Raw genomic sequence first — 21,808 nt, forward strand, 5'->3', positions numbered from 1 at the left:
TACATGGCATGAATGGGATACTTCAATGAAACAGATATATACAGCTGTGTTGTGTACTTTGTTAATGATCTTGCCTGTATCGCGACTGAAGGCAGAGCTGCGGGGGACGTTTATCGATGAGCCGCGTGTGATCTACCTTGGATCATCCAGCAATGGTGCCATGTCGACTTTCAGTAATAACAGTGACGACAACTACCTGATTCAGTCAATGGTACGGGAAATGGACCCAAAGAGCGGTTTACCGACAGCGGTTAATGCGCCGTTTATCGTGATTCCTCCTCTGGGCAAGGTGAATGCGCATAGTAGCCAAGTACTGAAAATCCTTCGTACTGGTGGGGACTTTCCAAAAGATCGTGAGTCGGTGTTCTTTCTGAATGTGCGTCTGTTGCCTTCCGAGAAGGAAAATTCTGCGCCAAATAACTTTGTCCAGATGAAAGTGATCATGACTCTGGCAGTGAAGTTGTTCTATCGCCCGAAAGGATTACCAAAAGAGGGGGTTGCTGGAGCAGTGAAGCAGTTACAGGTATCGGTCAAGGAAGATACTGTGACTCTAACGAATCCGTCGCCGTTCTGGATAACGTTGCAGACTTTGAAGGTGAATTCGTTTGCTATGCCTGTTGGGAGTTTGTTCAGTATGGTGCCGCCATTGAGTCAGCAGAGCTGGTCACTGCCATCGGGTAAAGCACTACCGGGTAGTCATGTCACAGTATTGTGGCGAGCTATCGATGAATTTGGTTTAAATACCGATGAAGAGAGCCGGTCCGTTGTTGTCTCTGGCAGCCGCTAGCTAATAGTGAGTGGCGTTGCAGATATCAACAGAAGATAGGTGAGCAACGGACCTAGTATTAAATAATAGAGATGGCAATTAAGAATGAAAGTAATAATTCCGGCAATAAGCCGTCGTTCAGAACGTCCGTCTATTTGTCGTATAAGTCCGGGCATTTCCACCGCTATGTCCTTGTCAAAATGCGGAATAGAATTGTGCCTTTCACCGGTTTTTTACCGGATGATGTTGGTATTACTGGCGGGTTGGCATACTCAGGTAACAGCGCGTGACTATTTTGATCCTTCTTTATTGGAGTTTGGTCAAAGTTCAGGGCAGACGGTGGATTTATCACAGTTTGAAACTGCTGGTGGTCAGGCGCCGGGAACTTACCGAGTTGACATCTACATTAATAGTACTTTCTTTGATTCACGTGATGTTACGTTCCAGCATAATGGTGCTGATAGTAACGCGCTGGTTCCTGTACTTACCCCAAATTTATTGGAGGCTGCGGGTGTCAATGTGGGTAGTATACCGGCATTAAAAGCATTGCCGCCGGATAAACCAATGGGTAGTCCATTAAGCAAATTCATTCCTCAGGCCACGGCTCATCTGAATTTTTCTCAGATGAAGTTGAGCTTGAGTGTTCCCCAGATAGCGATGAAACCTTTGGAGAATGGTTTGGTTGATCCAAAGTTGTGGCAAGAGGGGATTCCGGCTTTTTTATTGAATTACAATATTAATGGCAATCAGAACCGACGCTCACAATTTGGCAATAAACAGACGAGTCAGAGTCTGTTCGGTAGCTTTAATTCTGGGTTGAATTTGGGGGCCTGGCGTCTGCGTAATACTGCCACCTATTCTTATAGTACTCAGACTTATAATTGGTATGACTCATTTAATGGTCCAGCGAAGAAAACGACGCAATCCCAACAAAGTTGGAATTTTTTACAAACCTATTTGCAGCGTGATGTAGTGATGTTACGCAGTGACCTGACGATAGGGGATACCTCGACTGGCAACGTAGCGGGTCAGGTATTTGATGGTTTTCCTTATCGGGGTATTGGGCTTGCCTCCAGTGACGCAATGATGCCTGGCAGGCAGAGTGGTTTTGCACCGATTATCAGCGGGATAGCTAAATCCAATGCGCAGATTACGGTGACGCAGAATGGAAGCGTGATTTACCAAACCAACGTCGCGCCAGGCCCATTTCGTATCACAGATCTGGTCGGCAGCAGTACCGCAGGCGACTTACAGGTAACGATAACTGAGGCGGATGGTACCCACCATGGGTTCAGTCAAGCCTATTCTAGTTTGCCCATGATGCTGCGGCAGGGGCAATTTAAGTACGAAGTGGCAGCCGGGCGCTATCGTGCGGGGGGATACAACAATCGTAAGCCGGTGTTTGGCATGGCCTCGATGATTTACGGTTTGCCTGGCAACGTCACATTATACGGTGGGGGGTTGGTGGCGCAATCGTACCAGTCTGCGGCGCTGGGGGCTGGGTTTTCCCTTGGTATGATGGGGGCGTTATCTGCGGATGTCACGACGGCTCGAACTCGGTTGCAAAATGCGACTAACTTCCTGCGCGGGGAGTCTTACCGTGCTAAATATTCGAAAAGTATGCTGACCACTGGCACGACAGTGGATTTAACCGCGTACCGCTATTCCACCCGTAATTATCTGAGTTTCTCGGATGCGAATATCCAAGGCTACAGTGTTTGGGGAGAACTTCCCTATTGGATGTCTGAACGGCGGCGTAGCAGTTGGCAAACGAGACTAAGCCAGTCATTGCCCGGTAATTATTCCTTGTGGCTCAGTGGTCGGCGGGATAACTACTGGGGCAGCTCTAAAACCAATACCACGCTGTCGATGGGGTTGAATGGTTCTTTCTACCGTGTGGGTTGGGGGCTTAATTACAGCATTGATCGCATGCGAGGTAATGGTGATTGGCCTGAGAATCGGCAAATTTCGTTGAACGTGAATGTTCCTCTGAGCTTATTTGGCTCCTATGCGGCCCTGAATAATGCGTATGTTAATTATAATTTTTTCCGTGATAGTTCCGGGCGTAGCAATAGCCAGCTAGGGTTAGGTGGCTCCGTACTGGATGACAATAGTCTGTCCTGGAGCGTATCACAAAGCCAGGCTAATCAAGGGCAAGGAAACAGTGGCTCCGTGTCGATGGGATACAATGGCGCTTTCGGGCAGGCGAACTTGGGATACAACTACGATTCACAGGGGGGGCGTAGTGTGAACTATGGGGTTAACGGAGGATTGGTTGCTCATCAGCATGGCGTCACCTTGACGTCGCGTATTGGCGATGCTGCTGTATTAGTGCGAACCGCGGGGGTTGAAGGTGTGCGTGTGATGAACTCCAGCTCGGTTACTACTGATCGCTGGGGGTATGCGGTTATGCCATATGCTAGGACATACAGCCGTAACAGTATCAGCTTAGACCCGTCATCACTGCCTGAAGGGGCGAATATGGAGCAAGGCAGCAAGAACGTATTCCCGACGAAGGGGGCTGTTGTGATAGTGGATTACCCCGTACGTATTGGGCAGCAATTGCTGATGAATCTCACCTATCGCGGTAAACCTGTACCGTTTGGGGCAATGGCGGGGCTGAAAGGGGAGGCAGATACAAATCTGGCGGCGATAGTGGGAGATGGTGGGCAAGTGTACCTGAGTGGTATGCCGTCTAAGGGGGTACTGAAAGTGAAGTGGAGTAATACACCGGATAGCCAGTGCGAGGTGGCATTTGACTTGGGAGCGCCTCCGATAAAGAAGAAAGGCGATAAGAGTTGGAGTCCAATGAGGCAACTGAACGAAACCTGCCGTTAAAAAGGGATGCTGTATGGTGACAATCTGCACGGGCAATCCAATGCAGAAAACCAAAAGAAGAGGAATCCCCTGAGAGGTGGATGTATTTCGGCTGAGACGGGGTGATGGCAACGAATGAGAAGTTCTAACAGGACAATTGGGGAGTAATCCTTGGTTGGGTATCGCATGAATATGAATAAAATGTTTATTAACAGGATAATGCAGGCTGTTGGTCGGATGGTAGCTTATCGTTGCCAGCGGCCGACATGGGCAGGCGTAATATGCCTATCTGTGGGTATCTTTTCTTCCTCCTCGGTACTTGCTACACAAGTAGAATACTGGAACGCAGCGGCAGTTAGTGATGCGCTTGGGCCTAGGCAAGCAGTGCCGTGGAATCGCTCTGTCATCACTTATCCCGCATCGGGGAAAGCAAACTTAGGCGCAAATATTGTGTTTCCCAATGTATCATCAATGTTGTGGCAAGGAGATGACCCCAAAATAACGATGGAGAACGCTAAGTTTCGGCTCGTATCTAAGGGGAAAATCTTTGACGCTTTGCAAGTTAGCTCGGGTACATACAACTGTAAAATTAAAGCTAGCTTTAAGGATAATCGTCCGGGAACAGCGGAAAAGCGCTTTTCGCTGGATATGATGAATAATTCGGGTCTTAATCAAACTGAATACGAATCTCTTGAGGTAAACAATGGCGATACCAAGATTGATGAAGATGTAAAAAATGCGGCATTGCAAGATTTCAAATTCGATGCTTCTTGTAGCGGGGACAACTTTTCATGGCAGCGACATCCCGACCAGAAGATCAAATTCGACACGAGTCCTAATGGTGATCTTGTAGGATTTCAGGTTAAGACCTCACGTGAGAACGATTTTGTGGTTTGGCAACGACCACTAGGTAGTCTCCCTGAGATTAAAGACCCTACAGTAATATTGCAGCCGCCAGAGTGTTTTTTTCCGGCGGACTCTAATTATGGCTTCACATTTGGCTTTGGTGAGGTTCAGCCAGTAGACGACCCCCCGGGAAGCGGTCACTTCAACCCCGTCAAACTCAAGGATATGAGCTGGCGTATGATGAAAGTTTCCTGCATTGTCACCGAAGGAGAAAATACAGGCGGCACGGTAATTGTGGTGGCATCTTCCCAATATCTAATGCCAGGTACTCAGAATCAAATGTTGCGGGTGATACATAATGCAGAGGAGGATAATAAAGAGATTAATAATGAAGCGTTGGGGGTAAAGCTTGCGCTGTCTAGCGTAGAAGTCCAGGGACCTTCTCAGAGTGGTCCGGTTAGTTTCAGTGCTGATCCTAAATTTAGTTGTGGGGGGAATATTGTTGTGGGTAAAGGTAATACAACGCAGTCAATGAATAAGCAAATAACATTTGCCGACGGTAATAATAGTAAAGATGCAGGAACGGGTGGTTTTGTGTGCCTTCAAGTGGAGAACCCTACACCATCTACACCACCTACACAACAGACTACGACTTTTCGGTTCTCTTTCACTGGAAGCGTCTGGCAACTCCGGAGATTGACGCGTTCGGATTATGGTGCTTTCCAGACGAGTTTTGACATGACGTTGGTAAGGCCATAGCGCCTGCGACGAGCGTTATTTTTACACAAATCATTAAATATGGTGGGCGGATTAGCCTATAGGTATTTCATTTCAGATAAATCACAGTATTTCATTTCTCATGTGGTAACAGGAAAACCAGTTAGTCACCGGGGGAGAGTAAAATGACAATCAATGTTAATGATTCAATGCTGCTTCAGATAAGCGGCAGTCAGACCGATTTGCTTGGAAGTCAGACTATTACGGGTAAACAAAGTAATCATGGGGATTTTCGTCTGCCTGCCTGCTTGTCTCATTTGAATGATACACCGTTGTACATGGCGGTCGCGTATTGGGGATTATTGAAGGGACGCGGATTTACCAAAAGTGAAATCAGCCAGGTGTTCCGAGTGACGGAACGCCGGGCAACAGATGTAATGAATTATATCTACAATGAGCGACGTGATGTGATTGCCTGTGAAAAAGTCTTCTTTCGTGAGAAGCAGGGAAGCCGTCGGCTGATGCTGATTGTTACGGCAGTTGTTGAACCTATGCCCCAGAAGGGTCAGGCGCCGGTAACGAAAACGGTGAAATCGACGCGCTCCCGGACGTCATCACAAGCTAATCACATGCGCACTTGGTTTTTGCAGCGGGCTTGTGTTCCGTTTATCTCCTGAGTCGTATCACACATGTGGCTGTTTGGTGGGACATGATGGAAGATGAGTTTTTATCGATTGCGTGTGTGATGCCTTATGGGATGCTGATAAGCCGGGTGGTACTGGTTATCGGTATTGTATTGTTGACTGTCTGTGGATTTTTATTGGGCAACAAAATTCGCTACTCGCTGTATCCCCGTCTGCTGTTAGCGTATTGGTGCCGAACATGGATTTTGCCACTGTTGTTTATCGCTATCGGGTTGGTATTGATGTTTGGTGTGGGGGGAGAGGGTTGGTTAGACCGCATACTGGATGAGGTTGATTCAGCATTGATTGGTCTGTTCTTTGATAACCGGGATGACGTGCGGCTGGTGCCGTCATTGCCGGTAGTGTCTTGTGGGTCGGCTGTGGATAGCGCGGTTGGCTGTTCACCTGCTGATTTGCACGGGCTATCCGGTTTAGTTTCTGTTACGGCTGACTCGCATCACATCCGGCATAATTCGGATTTTGCGCATAATATTCGCTAACTGAATACGATCTTTGGTGGTCAGCCGGATAAAAGCGCAGTAAACACGACCATCTTTTTCTTCAGTATTCATACCTTGAATACTGGAATTGGCTGCGTTAATGGCGGCAGTCAGATTTGCCAAAGCCCCTTGGTGGTTAAACATATCCACTTTTATTTCGGCGGTGAAATCGTTATTGATCTCTTTATCCCATTCAACGGCCATAAATTTTTCGGGTTCTTTCTGATAGCCCCGAATATTACGGCAGGATTCATGGTGGATAACCAACCCTTTGCCGGGGCTGATATGGGCGATAATTGGGTCTCCGGGGATGGGGCGGCAGCATTTGGCGAAAGTAATAAGTACACCGTCAGCGCCTTTGATGGGCAATTTACGTGCTCTGCTGTTATGGCTACTGGTGCTTGTGCTTGTGGTATTTTCCTGTGCGCCTAACAGGTTGCGGGCGACGACGATACTCATGGTATTGCCAAGCCCGATTTCAGCCAGTAGATCATCTATTGTTGAGAGTTTCATTCTCGTCAACTCTTTAGTGATATTTTCCTGTGGAATATCAACAAGTTTTTTCCCATTACCTAACGCGTGATTTAACAGGCGGCGGCCCAGCCCAATGGAGTCTTCCCGCTTAAGGTTTTTCAGCAACTGGCGGATTTTAGCGCGGGCTTTTGAACTGACGACAAAGTTCAGCCAGGCCGCATTTGGACGAGCGCCCGGTGCGGTGATAATTTCAACGGTTTGGCCGCTGGCAAGCGATTGGGACAGTGGATATGGCTGACGATCCACTCGCGAACCCACGCAGGCGTGACCAATATCGGTGTGTACGGCGTAAGCAAAGTCAACTGGGGTGGCACCGGCGGGTAATTCCACAATGCGCCCTTTCGGGGTAAAAACGTAAATCTCATCAGGAAACAGATCAGATTTAACGCTTTCGATAAATTCAAAAGAGCTGCCGGCACTTTGCTGTAGCTCCAGCAAACTTTGCATCCAGCGTTGAGCGCGAACTTGCGCGGCGGTACCGGATTCACCTTGTTCTTTGTAAGCCCAGTGTGCTGCGACGCCCATTTCAGCCATTTGATCCATATCTTCGGTGCGGATCTGGACCTCAACTGGCACCCCATGAGGGCCAATCAGAGAAGTGTGCAGGGATTGATAACCGTTGGCTTTAGGAATAGCAATGTAATCTTTGACTCTGCCCGGGCGGGGTTTATACAGGCTGTGCATCTGCCCCAAAACCCGATAGCAGATATCAACATTATTAACAATGACCCGAAATGCATAGATATCCATAATAGAATGGAAACGTTGCTCTTTGAGGTGCATTTTCCGGTAGATAGAATAGAGATGTTTTTCCCTGCCACTGACTTTGCACTCAATATTGGCTTCAGCCAGCCTGCCTGCAATTTCAGACAAAATTTTCTGGATCATCTCCTTACGGTTACCACGGGCCGCTTTTACCACCTCTTTGATAACCCGATAGCGGTTAGGGTGAAGGGCCTCAAACCCTAATTCCTCTAACTCCGTTTTCAGATGATGAATCCCCAGACGGTGGGCTAAGGGGCTGTAGATCTCTAACGTTTCCCGGGCGATACGACGGCGTTTATCTGGACGTAGCGCCCCGAGAGTACGCATATTATGGGTACGGTCTGCCAGTTTGATCAAAATGACGCGGATATCTTGCACCATCGCCATGATCATTTTGCGGAAGTTTTCTGCTTGTGCCTCTTTTTTATCGCGGAAATTCAGCTTATCAAGCTTGGAAACCCCTTCAACTAACCCAGCGACCACAGGGCCAAAAGGTTGTGCGATATCCTGAAAGGTGGCGGGTGTGTCTTCAATAACATCATGCAACAAAGCGGCCATCAGTGTCTCATGGTCGAGACGCATCTCGGCCAGAATACAGGCAACCGCGACAGGATGCGTAATGTAGGGTTCACCACTGGTACGGGTTTGCCCTTCATGGGCATCCCGTGCAACAGAATAAGCCTGCTTGAGGAGTTCAATTTGACTCCCAGGCAGGTATTTTTGGATAAGCAGATTCAGGCTTTCGAACAGATACAAGGCAGACCTACCGTAGATTAACGACGACTTTCCGCGATAGCGGAAACCGCCTGCATTTCTGCTGCTTCCTGCTCTTGTTGTTCCTGGCGCTCACGGACATCCAAGATTTTACCGTTAATCAGGCCCTCTTCCACTTCACGTAGAGCGATAACGGTCACTTTATCGTTCTCTTCAGCAACCAGCGGGTCTTTACCGCCTGTTTGCAGTTGACGTGCTCGACGAGCAGCGACCAACACCAGGTCAAAACGGTTACCAATTTTTTCTACAGCGTCTTGAACAGTTACGCGTGCCATATGTGTGCGACTCCACAGGTAAAGAAATGACTGGGCATAATACTGAAATTGGGTTCAGTCTGCCAATAATTTGCTGATTAAAGCATCATGCCGTTGTGCCTGGCGCTCCCGATGCAGGCGTTCTGAACGGATAATGGTGTGCAGATCGGCCAATGCAGTATTGAAATCGTCATTAACGATTAAATAATCATATTCGTTATAGTGAACCATTTCTGCAACAGCCTGCTCCATGCGTTTTTCAATAATGTCTTCACTGTCCTGACCCCGACCGCGCAGACGGCGGCAAAGCTCTTCTTTTGACGGTGGTAGGATAAAAATACTGCGGGCAGAGGGCATTTGTTTGCGGATCTGCTGCGCGCCTTGCCAATCGATATCAAGAAAGACATCAACGCCACTGGTCAGGGTTTCTTCAATCACTTTCTGGGATGTACCGTAATAATTACCGAAAACACGGGCGTGTTCCAGAAATTCGTGATTATCGATCATTTGGCAAAAGGCTTCTTCAGTGATAAAGAAATAGTGTTCACCATGATTTTCACCGGGACGCATTGCGCGCGTGGTATGGGAAACAGAAACCTGAGTATCGTACAAAGGTTGTGTTTTTAATAAAGCCTGAATCAGACTTGATTTACCCGCCCCGCTTGGCGCAGAGACAATATATAATGTGCCTTGGATCATGATGATATCTTGGTTGATTGGATAACAATGTATACCCTTTATCTTCCAGGTTGCTGCTTTCACTTACTGCTGCGCTGCAACTTGAAATCTATTGGGGATAAATAAAAGCAGAATAAAATTCTTGTAACAGTATACACGTACCTGCTCATACGTGTCGCGTTACCGATGCATTTCCGCAGAAATTTTCTGGGGGAAAGCTAGCGAGTGGATATTTTTGTATCGCCGCTTGTTTGGTTTTACCCGTCGGAATTTATAGGCTGAATATCTAACACGCCCTATTCAACCGGGGATTGTTCCCCGGCTGCCTTGTTAAAGATGACCATTTGTCGCCATCACCTCCCTCCCGGGTAAATTACCTTTACGCTTAGGGGGTCACTTGCTGCTGGTTATCATTGTTTTCTGCGTGAGATTGCAGCACTATGGCTGGATCTTTAAAATTGGGATTTAAGCCATCTGGTGGACTCCAGAAAACAACGTTATAGATAGAATATTTGGGATCTTTGCAGTCTTGCATTTCAATTGACGGCACCCCATTCTTCCAGTCACTTTCGAATTTGACTTTCTCTTCAGGTTTCCGCTGCCATGAAAAACCTGTTCCCTTACAGGATACAGAGTAATACAGATCTACTAATTTGGACTCCATCACGTTACTATCCCCTTTGAACCAGTGGATATCCTTATTTACAACGACGGCATCTGTAAAAAGTGTTGACTTGGCTATTCCTTTTGCCCCGTCTTTGCGGTAGGCCGCCATCTCACAGGTGTACTGTCCTGTAACGACGTGCGGAACAACGAAGAGATGGTTTTGCGCTTTAACCCAAAGCATAAGATCTTTTAACACGGTGGGATACTTTGTTTCTGGAAACTCAACATTGGATTTGGGTGGAAAAACACCTATTAAGTTTTTTGTCCCTTTTGGCGGATAACGAACTGGCTTACCGTTATTGTTTTCCCCATCCAATACCGGCTGGCCGAGGGCAATAATGGCTCGTTGGGGAACCCAGTCTATGACTTCAGCTCTATATGCAAGAACCGGGGTAGCGAAAAGCGCACTTACAGATAAGCCCACTCCCACCACCCATATCGGCCACCGGCGACAATGTGCCGTTATCCGGCCAATATCCTGTTTCACCCCGCTGATGGATGTGTTGCCAGCATTCATTAAATATTCAGATGGGGATGATCCCCCGATTGTTAGGTTAAAAATTTTCATTCTCTGTGATAACCCTGTCCCGGCCAGATTGTATTGGCCTTTAAGGGTCCTCCTTTTTCAGATGATTATTTTCTGCATCGGATCACCCGTGCAGGCCGTTATTACACTGACCTGCCTTAATGGCAGGTTTCGTTCAATTGCCTCACATCACTTTCAAGATCCAGGATGATGGCATATTGCTTAAGGTATATTTGCCTGCCATCTTCCGTTATTGCTGCCAGATTTATCAGCAATTACTGGCCGTACACATGGATCATCCAACATGACTATTGTCCATTGCGTTTGAGGCCGGAGGGAAGACTATCCCGGATAATGAGTCTTATCCCAAAAAATTAGGGGGTTGCGTATAGAATATGGGTATTGCTACGAGAGCTATTACTTTTTTCAGAATAGGATCTCGGTATTGCCTTTATACCCTTCATCTTTCAAGTTGCTGCTTTGTTGGCTGCGTTCACTTACCCCAGTCACATAGTTATCTATGCTCCTGGGGATGCGTTCACTTGCCGCCGCGCTGCAAATTGAAATCTATTGGGTATATAAAATTATCGCTAATATCGATGCCAGGAGAGAAAATGTCATTTTGATTCATATTACTCGCCTAAATTAAGGTTATATCGGATTTACCTTTTACCTACAGGGGAGCTTATACCATAAAAATTATCCCTTGCGGGTTAAGCTGATTTTCTACTGTGACTAATAAGACATAGATAATACTAGCAGCTCTTTTTGAAAAAGGATAATAGAAAAAAGTTATCAACTGATAACCTCTGGTTAACACTAAATCTGATTGTGGGTAGTGGGTCTTAGATTATTTTCCACAAATAAATTAAAAGAGTGATAACAATGAGGTTTGAACGGAAGAATTTAGAGAGAATATACATCTTTATGACTATTATTACGTGAGCGAGTAACTTGATTTGCTAATAATTAATGGCAAAGTAGGAAGTAAGGTGTTGTTAGAGTTTTGTCGTAATTCTTGTGTTATGTGGTTTATAAAAATCAGTTATTTTAAGGTTTTTGGTAGATTCACATAATAAGTGCAACATCGTTAATCTGGAAGTAAACATGTTCGTATTCCTTTAAATAATTCATTTAAATAATTCATTGGATATTCAACCGGGAATTGCTTTCCGATTGTTTTGTTAAATATTTATATTTGTTACTACCCGCTACATCCCGGATAAATGATATTCATCTGTCAGGGCTTCATCTTCTCTTGGGTATCAAGGATGGCAGGGTCGTTAAAAAACTCACCATTGGGTTGTTTGCTGACGTTATCTGGTGGACTCCAGCGCTGTCTGTTGGAGGTGTTGCCAAAAGTTAAACAACACCTTGTATTGACTGCCCGATGTATTTTCCCTCTTCACCTTTAATAGCCCGTTTGACGGTATACCGTTCAGGTATATTTTCCACTGGCATATTTTTTGGGTCTACACATAAACAAGCAATGCAATGGATGTGAGCTAATCATATTCACTATGCACTTTAGTATCCCAAGCTACTATTTGACCATTCGCTCGTAAGGCCATAAATGTTTTTCCGGCAGAATCTAAGCTGACGATATCCTGTAATTTGGCAATTTCAGGTGGGATGAGGCCACCTGAATTTGGATCACCCCAAGCGACTATGCTGCGATCTGCTCGTAGGGCCGCGAATGCAGATATTGTTGCTTCAATGGTGATGATATCCTGTAATTTAGCAATTTCAGATGGGACTTGGCCGCCGGAATCCGGATTTCCCCACGCTACCACGCTACGATCTGCCCGCAGAGCTGAAAATGAGGATACTGATGAATTCAGACTGACGATATCTTGCAATTTGGCAATTTCAGGTGGGAGTAGACCGCCTGATTTTTCATCGCCCCAAGCGACCACGCTATGGTTTGCCCGCAGAGCAGCAAATGAATTTCCCGTTGTACTCCAACTGACAATGTCCTGTAATTTGGCAATTTCAGGTGGAAGTAGGCCACCTGCATCTGAATTTCCCCAAGTGACCAGACTGCGGTCAGCTCTCTGCGCTAAGAAAGATATACCTGTTGAACTCAGCTTGACAATATCCTGCAATTTAGCGATTTCAGGTGGAAGCTGTTCTTTTTCTCGGCCTTGATTCCCCCAAGTGACTACGCTGTGGTTTGCCCGTAGGGCTGCGAAAGCAAGGCTTGTTGTACTCAGACTGACAATATCTTGTAATTTGGCGATCTCAGGTGGTAACTTGCCACCAGCATCCGAATATCCCCAAGCGACTAGGCTGCGATCTGCCCGTAGGGCTGAGAAAGCAAAATTTGTTGCACTTATGCTGACGATATCTTTCAATTTGGCAATTTCTGGTGGGATTTGTCCGCCCCAACCGTGAGTCCCCCAAGCGACTATGCTGTGATCTGCCCTTAGGGCTGTGACAGCAGTACTTGCTAAACTCAGGCTGACAATATCCTTTAATGCGGCAATTTCTGGTGGAATGAGGCCGCCATATTCCCGATCCCCCCAAGCGACTAGGCTACGATTCGCCCGTAGTGCCACGAAAGCCTTACCTGTTGCATGCACGCTGACGATATCCTTTAGAGCGGCGATTTCTAGTGGAACCAAGCCGCCATAAAGCTCATCCCCCCAAGCGATCACACTGCCATTTTGTAATAACAGAGCGGTCGCTCCACCATTAGATACAATAAAGGTATTACTACTAGAAGTACTATTTCTTCCAGATGCCCGATACTGATTTATAAAACTATCGTTGTGACTCATATCTGGGGAGAAAATGTCATTTTGATTCATATTACTCTCCTAATAAGGTTATATCCGATTATTTCATATTTACCTTTACCCACAGGGAGTTAATGCCATAAAACTTATCCCTTGCGGTGTAAGCTGACTTTTTATTGCTATGAGGACATAAATAAGGATAGCAACCTTTTAAAAAAAAGATAATAAAAAAAGTTATCGACTGATAACTTTTGGTTAACACTAAATCTGATTGTGGGTAGTGGGTCTTAGATTATTTTCCACAAATAAATTAAAAGAGTGATAATAATGAGGTTTAGGCAGAATAATTTAGCAGGGATATACATCTTTATGACTATTATTACGTGAATGAGTAACTTGATTTGCTAATAATTAATGGCAAAGTAGGAAGTAAGGTGTTGTTAGGATTTTGTCGTAATTCTTGTGTTATGTGGTTTATAAAAATCAGTTATTTTAAGGCTTTTAATATTTATTTTCCAAACTGTTTAGTGGAGTTATTTTATTTTGATATTTATTTGAAAGTTGATTTTGATAATAACATCGGGAGTACGCAATGAGATTTCAAATGAATATTCGATAGGCTGAGTTATTATATTTTATCCCGTCATTGATTAGTGGCTCGTGATAACAATGTATACCCTTCATCTTTCAGGTTGTTGCTTTCACTTACTGCTGCGCTGTAACTTGAAATCTATTGAGTATAAATAAAGCAGAATAAAATTCTTGTAACAGTATACACGTACCTGCTCATACGTGTCGCGTTACCGATGCATTTCCACAGAAATTTTCTGGGGGGGAAGTTGGCTAGTGGATATTTCGGGATTTATAGGCTGAATGTCTAACACGTCCTATTCAACCGGGGATTGTTCCCCGGCTGCCTTGTTAAAGATGACCATTTGTTGCCATCACCCCTCCCGGGTAAATTACCTTTACGCTTAGGGGGTCACTTGCTGCTGGTTATCATTGTTTTCTGCGTGAGATTGCAGCACTATGGCTGGATCTTTAAAATTGGGATTTAAACCATCTGGCGGACTCCAGAAAACAACGTTATAGATATAATGGCGGGGATCTTTGCAGTCTCGCATTTCAATTGACGGCACCCCATTCTTCCAGTCACTTTCGAATTTGACTTTCTCTTCAGGTTTCCGCTGCCATGAAAAACCTGTTCCCTTACAGGTTACAGAGTAATACAGATCTACTAGTTTGGACTCCATCACGTTACTATCCCCTGTGAACCGGTGGAGATCCCTATTTACAACGATTGCATCTGTAAAAAGTGTTGCCTTGGCTATTCCTGGTGTCCTGTCTTTGCGGTAGGCCGCCATCTCACAGGTGTACTGTCCTGTAACGACGTGCGGAACAACGAAGAGACGGTTTTGCGCTCTAACCCAAAGCATGAGATCTTTTAACACGGTGGGATAACTTGTTAATGGAAATTTAATATTGGATTTGGGTGGAAAAACACCTATTAAGTTTCTTGTCCCTTTTGGTGGATAACGAACTGGCTTACCGTTATTGTTTTCCCCATCCAATACCGGCAGCCCGAGGGCAGCAATCGCTCGTTGGGGAGCCCAGTTCATGACTTCAGCTGTATATGCAAGAACCGATGTAGAGAAAAGCGCACTTACAGATAAGCTCACTCCCCCCACCCATATCGGCCACCGGCGACAATGTGCCGTTATCCGGCCAATATTCTGTTTCACTCCGCTGATGAATGTGTTGCTAGCATTCATTAAATATTCAGATGGGGATGATCCCCAGATTGTTAGGTTAAAAATTTTCATTCTCTGTGATAACCCTGTCCCGGCCAGATTGTATTGGCCTTTTGAGGGCCCTCCTTTTTCAGATGATTATTTTCTGCATCGGATCACCCGTGCAGGCCGTTATTACACTGACCTGCCTTAATGGCAGGTTTCGTTCAATTGCCTCACATCACTTTCAAGATCCAGGATGATGGCATATTGCTTAAGGTATATTTGCCTGCCATCTTCCGTTATTGCTGCCAGATTTATCAGCAATTACTGGCCGTACACATGGATAATCCAACATGACTATTGCCCATTGTTGAGGCCGGAGGGAAGACTATCCCGGATAATGAGTCTTATCCCAAAAACTTAGGGAGTTGCGTATAGAATACGGGTATTGCTACGAGAGCTATTACTTTTTCCAGAATAGGATCTCGGTATTGCCTTTATACCCTTCATCTTTTAAGTTGCTGCTTTGTTGGCTGCGTTCACTTACCCCAGTCACATAGTTATCTATGCTCCTGGGGATGCGTTCACTGGCCGCCGCGCTGCAAATTGAAATCTATTGGGTATATAAGGTTATCGCTAATATCGATGCTTGGAGAGAAAATGTCATTTTGATTCATATTACTCGCCTAGTAAGGTTATATCCGATTTACCTTTACCCCACAGGGAGTTGATGCCATAAAACTTATCCCTTGCGGTGTAAGCTGACTTTTTATTGCTATGAAGACATAAATAAGGATAGCAACCTTTTTAATAAAAGATAATAGAAAAAATTTATCAACTGATAACCTCTGGTTAACACTAAATCTGATTGTGGGTAGTGGGTCTTAGATTATTTTCCACAAATAAATTAAAAGAGTGATAATAATGAGGTTTAGGCAGAATAATTTAGCAGGGATATACATCTTTATGACTATTATTACGTGAATGAGTAACTTGATTTGCTAATAATTAATGGCAAAGTAGGAAGTAAGGTGTTGTTAGGGTTTTGTCGTAATTCTTGTGTTATGTGGTTTATAAAAATCAGTTATTTTAAGGCTTTTAATATTTATTTTCCAAACTGTTTAGTGGAATTATTGTCTTTTCATCTTTATTTGGACGGTTATTTTAGTAATAACAGTGGGAAAGGGAGCCGATATTTCAAATGGAATAAACGACAGGCTGAACCGAGGTATATGGCTCAGCCTTGGTTTTAGTGTTTTTTTAATGATTCATAATAACAATGGGCTAATCATCATATTCACTATGTACTATATTATCGTTACCAACATCCCAGGCTAATATCTGACCATTCTGTCGTAAGACTGCGAAAGATTTACCTGTTGTACTTAGGCTGACGATATCCTGTAATCGGGCTATCCCAGATGGGAGTTTGACGTTTGGACCACAGTGTCCCCAAGAGACCACGCTACCATTCGCCCGTAAGGCAGCGAACGCATCATTTGCTGCACTTAGGCTGACAATGTCCGTTAAGTTGGCGATTTCGGGTGGGATGCTGGTACTTGCCCCCCAGATGACTACGCTGCGGTTTGCCCTCAAGGCAGCGAATGAGCCTCTTACTAGATGTGAACTTATTGCGGGATGTAGGCTGACTATATCCTTTAATGAGGCAATTTCGGGTGGAACCTGACCGCCAGAGTTCGGATTACCCCAGGTAACTACACTACGGTCTGCCCGCAGGGCAGCAAATGCTTTGTCTGTTGCACTTAGGCTGACAATATCCTTCAAATTGGCAATTTCTGTCGGAACGCTGCCGCCTGATTCTCCATCTCCCCAGGAGAGTACGCTACCATCCTTTTGCAGGGCTGCGAAAGAAGCCCATGTTGAACTTAGGCTGACGAAATACTTGTAGTCTATATTAGAAGGTACAGAATATTTACCCCAGGAGACTACTTGATCATTCGCCCGCTGGGCCACGAATGTGTTCGCAGTTGTACTTATTCTGACAATGTCCTGGGCAATGTCAGATGGGACTTGCCCTCCTTGATATGGATTTCCCCAGGCGACCACATTACCATTCGCTCGTAGGGCGGCGAAGGCAGAATGTGTTGAACTTAGGCTGACAATGTCCTGTAATTCAGCAAGATCGGGTGGGATTGGGCTTCCACAATTTGGCGCTTTCTGATCTGGAGCTCCCCAAACGACTACACTACGGTTTTCCCGCAGGGCGGCGAAAGCACTCGACGTTGAACTCAGACTGACAATATCCCGTAATTTGGCAATTTCTGGTGGGACTTCGCCGCCCTTGTCTCGATCACCCCAAGCGACCACGCTACGGTCTGCCCGCAGTGCGGCTACAGCAGAGGTTGTTGAAGTCAGGCTGACTATATCCTGTAATTGAGCAATTTCGGGTGGGATATTTCTGACATCATCATCTCCCCAAGCGATCACTCTGCCATTTGGTAATAACATGGCGGTTGACCAGGCCGTAGGGACGATGCAGATCTTGTCGTTGGAGTTACTATTACCGTATGTCCCAAATTGTTGGTATAACTTTATAGAATTATCGCGGATATCCATGTTTGGTGAGAAATTGTTATTTTGGTTCATCTTCTTCTCCTAATAAGGTCATATCGGATTTACCTTTTCTGTACCGTAAAACTTCTGCTCAATGGATTAACTAACTATCATATTCATTATGTAGTTTATTGTCGTAAATAGAGCCCCAGCCTACCCTCTGACCATTGGTTCGCACTATTGTGAATGAGTTTCTTGATGCACTAAGGCTAACGATATCTTGTAATCGAGTTATCCCGGGAGGGACTTGATTGCCTTGATAATTGCCATATCCCCAGGCAACGACGCTACCGTTCATCCGTAGGGCTGCAAATGCGGTTTCTGTTGCACTTATACTGATAATATCCTGCAATACGGCAATTTCGGGTGGAGTTTTGATATCATTACCTTCCCAGACAACCACACTGCGATCTGCCCGTAGGGCCGCGAAAGCACTCGATGTTGTACACAGACTGACAATATCTTGTAATTGGGCAATATCCGACGGAATATTGCCATCCGAAGATGGGGCGCCCCAAGTAACGACACTGTGATTTTCCCGTAGAGCCGCAAAAGCAAAATTTGTTGCGCTTATGCTGACAATATCCTGCAATTGAATAATTTCTGGTGGGATTTGAGTACCTAAGTCTTGGAATCCCCAGGTGACGATGCTGCGGTTTGACCGTAGAGCTGTGAAAGCAGAAGCTATTGCACTAATACTGACAATATCCCGCAATTGGGCAATTTCTGGCGGAACCTGACCTCCCCAATTCTTAATTCCCCAGGCGACTACGCTGCGATTTGCTCGTAGGGCTGCAAATGCGTTTATTGTTGAACTCAGGCTGGTAATATCCTGCAATTGAGCAATTTCATCAGGTACTTGACCGCCAGAAAATTCATTGCCCCAGGCGACTATGTTTCTGTTTGCTCGTAGAGCCACGAAAGCAGAATTTGTTGCTTTCAGGCTGACAATATCCGTTAATTGGGAAATGTCGGGTGGAACTTGGCCATCGTTATCTTCGTTTTCGTTTCCCCAGGCGACCACGCTCCGGTTTTTCCGTAGTGCCGTAAAAGTATCATTTGTTGCACTCAGGCTAACGATATCCTGTAATTGAGCAATGTTGGGCGGGATTTGACTACTAGGACCATTTCCCCAAGCGATCACTCTGCCATTTGGTAATAACATGGCAGTTGCCTCTTTAGTAGAGGCGATGGGCGTATTATTATCAGCGTCACTATTCCTGTTTGGTTGCCAATATTGTTTTATAGGATTATCGTTGGTATCCATATTTGGTGAGAAATCGTTATTTTGACTCATATTATTCTCCTAATGAAGGTTATATAGAATTTATCTTTTACCCACAGGGAGTCTATGTCATGAAATCTATCCCTTGCGGGTTAAGCTGCATTTCTACTGATATGAAGAACGTTGTCTATTCTTTAAATATAATAGGAAAAATAATTAATACCTAATGACAAGTCTATTTTTTAATCCGGCTTCAATTGTTTTTCTACCAAATAAGTGACAAAAACTACAATTTTTAAGTTTGATTAGAAGAACTTAGCGGAAATATAAATAACATTCCAAAATAGTGCTATACCTTGTACAACGTATAATCCTATGTATAGTAAGGGTCGAAGACCATGTGTGTATCAGAATTATGAAACCTTATTTATATCATTATATACCCTTCATCTTTCAAGCTGCTGCTTTGTTGGCTGCGTTTACTTACCCCAGTCACATAGTTATCTATGCTCCTGGGGATGCGTTCACTTGCCGCCGCACTGCAACTTGAAATCTATTGGGTATAGTTGCTAATAATATGTAAATGTATAAATTAATTTACTAATGATTAATCACAAAGCTGGAAATGAATGATTATTAATATTTTTGTCGTAATATTTGTTCTATATAATTTATAAAAAGTCCGTTATTTTTGGGTAGTGTTTTATTTTCAAACTATTTCGTGAAATTATTGCCTTTTGATATTTATTTGAAATTTGATTTTGATAATAACATCGGGAGTGCGCAATGAGATTTCAAATGAATATTCGACAGGCTGAGTTATTATATTTTATTCCGTCATTGATTAGTGGTTTGTGATAACAAAATAATACTTAATAGATTGACTAACCGTATCGCTATGCACTTTGGTATTGAAGCTTACCCAGCTAACCCTTCGGTTGTTCACCCGCATGGCTATTACAAAAGAAAACAAATATGAAAAACACCCGAAGATGCTTTTCTATATCGCTTGGATTAAATTGTTTTGAAACCAAAATGCAGTGCACAATTGCAAGCTCTGGCGTAGTTCAATAGTGTTTTAAGTGTTGGGTTTCCATTTCCTTTTTCAAGCCTGGAAATATTCGCTTCTTTCGTTCCCATCCGCTGTGCAACTTGATTTTGAGTTAAACCAGCAGCACGCCGCATGCGTAATAGAGTATTAATTAACTCGAATTCTGGTTCTAGCGCATCATACTCAGCTTTTACATCTGGGTTAGCTAATGCTTGGGATTTTAGAGACTTTAAGCTACTCATTTTGTAACCTCTTTCATTCGTTCATAAGCGAGATCAAGATCCTTTTTAGATATCTTCTGGTTTTTCTTAATAAACGCATGAAGGACAATGATATTTGAACCTTGTAGATAGCAAAACAATCCGCGTCCTAGACCTTCTTGCGCTTTGGCGCGAATCTTGAATAGACCTTTTCCCATTGACTTAGTGTGTGGCTCTCCAAGATTAGCGCCATGTTCTTCAATGAGCTCAAGCAGTTTTAGCATGCGAGCCTGAATTCTGGGTGGCATATTGAGGATTGCATCCTCGACGCCATCATAGAGTTCAATGTTCCAGTTCATATTCAATATTGCCCTTAATCTTATCTTATGTGATAAGTTTGTAAGTTGTCAAGACTCTGTTTTCGATGAAAACCACTGGGGGCGGAGATTATTGATAGCAGCACTGAACCAAGTATTAAATACATCAGGTTTTCACCATGATATTCGCTCTATGCAGTATATGAAAAAGTTCGTTATCTTGGGATTTCAGGAAGTTATTCCTTCGAACCGCTTCGCAAAGTTATTATTTCAGCCTTGGACAGCCTCTCTTTATCCTCTATTTTGCTGTTATGCATGGATAGTCAGGGAGCAACGGATGCTTAATTTATTGATATTAATTCTGTTCATTATTTTCAGTACATTGATAATTGCGGCTGAAACATTGAATACAGAGAAAAATTGCCCTGATTGAGCGGGTATTTTTTACATGATGACATATTCAGGCGCTATGATCGTTCTAGCGCCAGCTCGCAGCTAGATGGATATACCCGTTATCTTTCAAACTGCCTCTTTGTTGGCTGCACTCGCTCACCCCGGTCACAGAGTTATCTAGGCTCCCGGGGATTCGCTCCCATGCCGTCTCGATGCATCTTGAAATCCATAGGGTATATATCAGAAAACAAGGTAAGAAAAATTTTATCACCGTGAATAGCTAGGGCCATTGCCGGGCGGTATGTAACACTCTGAGTACCTGTAAAAGGTTTCTCCGAACCTGGTAGATCATCACGTAATGGGGATGAACGACAGCCTCCCGTGTCCCTTTTACCCTACCAAGTTTATACATATTGGGATGTTGGCAGGCCATTTCTGCCGTCACTTCAAATTCATTATCCAGTTCAATTGCAGCCAGCGGATTATCCAGCGCGATATATTCCATAATAGCTTCACGATCAGCCAAAGCCATTGGCTTCCATTCCAGCTCCATTATATCTCCTTACGTAGGGCCGCTTTTTTGGCTGCAAACCGTGCTTTAACTTCCTCATGAGGAACACTGGGGTGGGGATCATCGATAGCTGCCTGAACTTGCTGACGGAACCATGCATCATAGGCAGCAGCCTTATGCGCCCGTTTCAGAGCTTCTGCACGGTCTGGACGGGCCGTTTTCGTTGGTGTACCCAGATTATAATTGGCTGCATCTACATTGAACTGTGCAATGCCTATGTCTTTAAGATAAGTGACAAGGGTTTCCAGTCGTTTAAACAGGCGTACTTGGCGACTGCGCTGGGCAATCAGAGGACGCTCCACCGCGCCATATTTCACCATCAGAGTCCATCCATCGTTATGGCCTACCACATGTACCGAGTTAACAGCGCCGGCTTCAACCAGCCGATTTAGTGTGGAATGATCGATTGTTTCTGTGACCATAAATGCTCTCCTGAGTTATTTATATGCAAGCATACCCGTTATCTTTCAAGTTGCCTTT

The 21,808-nt window shown here is 44.6% G+C and carries 18 protein-coding genes; 6 read left to right on the top strand and 12 right to left on the bottom strand.

Translation table 11 applies throughout. The annotated features are described in order from the left end of the window. The first annotated feature begins 25 nt into the window (after window positions 1-25). The 5 genes from EAE89_RS00540 (at window position 26) to EAE89_RS00560 (ending at window position 6,329) form a co-directional block, all read left to right on the top strand. Window positions 26-787, top strand: coding sequence for a fimbrial biogenesis chaperone (locus EAE89_RS00540; protein WP_214085181.1), 762 nt, complete (start codon window positions 26-28; stop codon window positions 785-787). Between the two features lie 84 nt (window positions 788-871). Further along, window positions 872-3,604, top strand: a complete 2,733-nt coding sequence (locus EAE89_RS00545) for a fimbria/pilus outer membrane usher protein (protein WP_244866029.1) — start codon at window positions 872-874, stop codon at window positions 3,602-3,604. A 165-nt stretch (window positions 3,605-3,769) separates the two neighbouring features. Continuing rightward, window positions 3,770-5,188, top strand: coding sequence for a hypothetical protein (locus tag EAE89_RS00550; RefSeq protein ID WP_214085182.1), 1,419 nt, complete (start codon window positions 3,770-3,772; stop codon window positions 5,186-5,188). A gap of 143 nt (window positions 5,189-5,331) precedes the next feature. Next, complete coding sequence (locus tag EAE89_RS00555) at window positions 5,332-5,823, top strand: CaiF/GrlA family transcriptional regulator (protein ID WP_054480509.1); 492 nt, start codon at window positions 5,332-5,334, stop codon at window positions 5,821-5,823. Window positions 5,824-5,858: 35 nt separating this feature from the next. Then, the gene (locus EAE89_RS00560) at window positions 5,859-6,329 is read left to right on the top strand and encodes a hypothetical protein (protein ID WP_214085183.1); all 471 of its coding nucleotides are present in this window, start codon (window positions 5,859-5,861) and stop codon (window positions 6,327-6,329) included. On the opposite strand, the gene spoT is transcribed toward EAE89_RS00560, so the two are convergent. The 4 genes from spoT to EAE89_RS00580 all read right to left on the bottom strand — a co-directional run bounded on the left by spoT (window position 6,261) and on the right by EAE89_RS00580 (window position 10,568). Further along, window positions 6,261-8,384, bottom strand: a complete 2,124-nt coding sequence (spoT, locus tag EAE89_RS00565) for a bifunctional GTP diphosphokinase/guanosine-3',5'-bis pyrophosphate 3'-pyrophosphohydrolase (protein WP_054480504.1) — start codon at window positions 8,382-8,384, stop codon at window positions 6,261-6,263. The genes EAE89_RS00560 and spoT overlap by 69 nt on opposite strands. Before the next feature lie 17 nt (window positions 8,385-8,401). Then, on the bottom strand, window positions 8,402-8,677 hold the full coding sequence (gene rpoZ / locus EAE89_RS00570; RefSeq protein ID WP_011144672.1) for a DNA-directed RNA polymerase subunit omega: 276 nt from the start codon (window positions 8,675-8,677) through the stop codon (window positions 8,402-8,404). 54 nt (window positions 8,678-8,731) lie between these two features. After that, complete coding sequence (gmk, locus tag EAE89_RS00575) at window positions 8,732-9,355, bottom strand: guanylate kinase (protein WP_021326362.1); 624 nt, start codon at window positions 9,353-9,355, stop codon at window positions 8,732-8,734. Window positions 9,356-9,719: 364 nt separating this feature from the next. Then, window positions 9,720-10,568 carry a hypothetical protein gene (locus EAE89_RS00580; RefSeq protein WP_244866031.1) on the bottom strand — a complete coding sequence of 283 codons (849 nt, stop codon included), beginning with the start codon at window positions 10,566-10,568 and terminating at the stop codon, window positions 9,720-9,722. A gap of 1,229 nt (window positions 10,569-11,797) precedes the next feature. Here EAE89_RS00580 and EAE89_RS00585 point away from each other — a divergent pair. Continuing rightward, window positions 11,798-11,941, top strand: a complete 144-nt coding sequence (locus tag EAE89_RS00585; protein ID WP_188093310.1) for a hypothetical protein — start codon at window positions 11,798-11,800, stop codon at window positions 11,939-11,941. A gap of 90 nt (window positions 11,942-12,031) precedes the next feature. On the opposite strand, the gene EAE89_RS00590 is transcribed toward EAE89_RS00585, so the two are convergent. The 8 genes from EAE89_RS00590 to relB form a co-directional block, all read right to left on the bottom strand. Then, complete coding sequence (locus EAE89_RS00590; RefSeq protein ID WP_149616160.1) at window positions 12,032-13,336, bottom strand: RCC1 domain-containing protein; 1,305 nt, start codon at window positions 13,334-13,336, stop codon at window positions 12,032-12,034. Between the two features lie 902 nt (window positions 13,337-14,238). Further along, window positions 14,239-15,087 (bottom strand): hypothetical protein, encoded by an 849-nt coding sequence (locus EAE89_RS00595; protein WP_244866033.1) that lies wholly within the window; start codon window positions 15,085-15,087, stop codon window positions 14,239-14,241. Window positions 15,088-16,281: 1,194 nt separating this feature from the next. Next, window positions 16,282-17,604 carry an RCC1 domain-containing protein gene (locus EAE89_RS00600; RefSeq protein ID WP_054479509.1) on the bottom strand — a complete coding sequence of 441 codons (1,323 nt, stop codon included), beginning with the start codon at window positions 17,602-17,604 and terminating at the stop codon, window positions 16,282-16,284. Window positions 17,605-17,674: 70 nt separating this feature from the next. Next, window positions 17,675-18,868: an RCC1 domain-containing protein gene (locus EAE89_RS00605; protein ID WP_149616159.1), complete on the bottom strand. Its 1,194-nt coding sequence runs from the start codon at window positions 18,866-18,868 to the stop codon at window positions 17,675-17,677. Between the two features lie 942 nt (window positions 18,869-19,810). Beyond that, the gene (locus EAE89_RS00610; RefSeq protein WP_214085184.1) at window positions 19,811-20,089 is read right to left on the bottom strand and encodes a helix-turn-helix domain-containing protein; all 279 of its coding nucleotides are present in this window, start codon (window positions 20,087-20,089) and stop codon (window positions 19,811-19,813) included. After that, window positions 20,086-20,406: a type II toxin-antitoxin system RelE/ParE family toxin gene (locus tag EAE89_RS00615; protein ID WP_054479515.1), complete on the bottom strand. Its 321-nt coding sequence runs from the start codon at window positions 20,404-20,406 to the stop codon at window positions 20,086-20,088. The genes EAE89_RS00610 and EAE89_RS00615 overlap by 4 nt, the downstream gene beginning before the upstream one ends. 631 nt (window positions 20,407-21,037) lie before the next feature. Further along, window positions 21,038-21,310 (bottom strand): type II toxin-antitoxin system RelE/ParE family toxin, encoded by a 273-nt coding sequence (locus EAE89_RS00620; RefSeq protein WP_214085185.1) that lies wholly within the window; start codon window positions 21,308-21,310, stop codon window positions 21,038-21,040. Further along, a complete protein-coding gene (relB, locus tag EAE89_RS00625; protein WP_054479526.1) occupies window positions 21,310-21,750 on the bottom strand; it encodes a type II toxin-antitoxin system RelB family antitoxin in 441 nt (146 codons plus the stop codon). Before relB ends, EAE89_RS00620 begins: the two co-directional genes overlap by 1 nt. Between the last annotated feature and the right edge of the window lie 58 nt (window positions 21,751-21,808).

The sequence above is a fragment of the Photorhabdus heterorhabditis genome, assembly GCF_018448905.1.
In the GTDB taxonomy this organism is placed as follows: Bacteria; Pseudomonadota; Gammaproteobacteria; order Enterobacterales; family Enterobacteriaceae; genus Photorhabdus; species Photorhabdus heterorhabditis.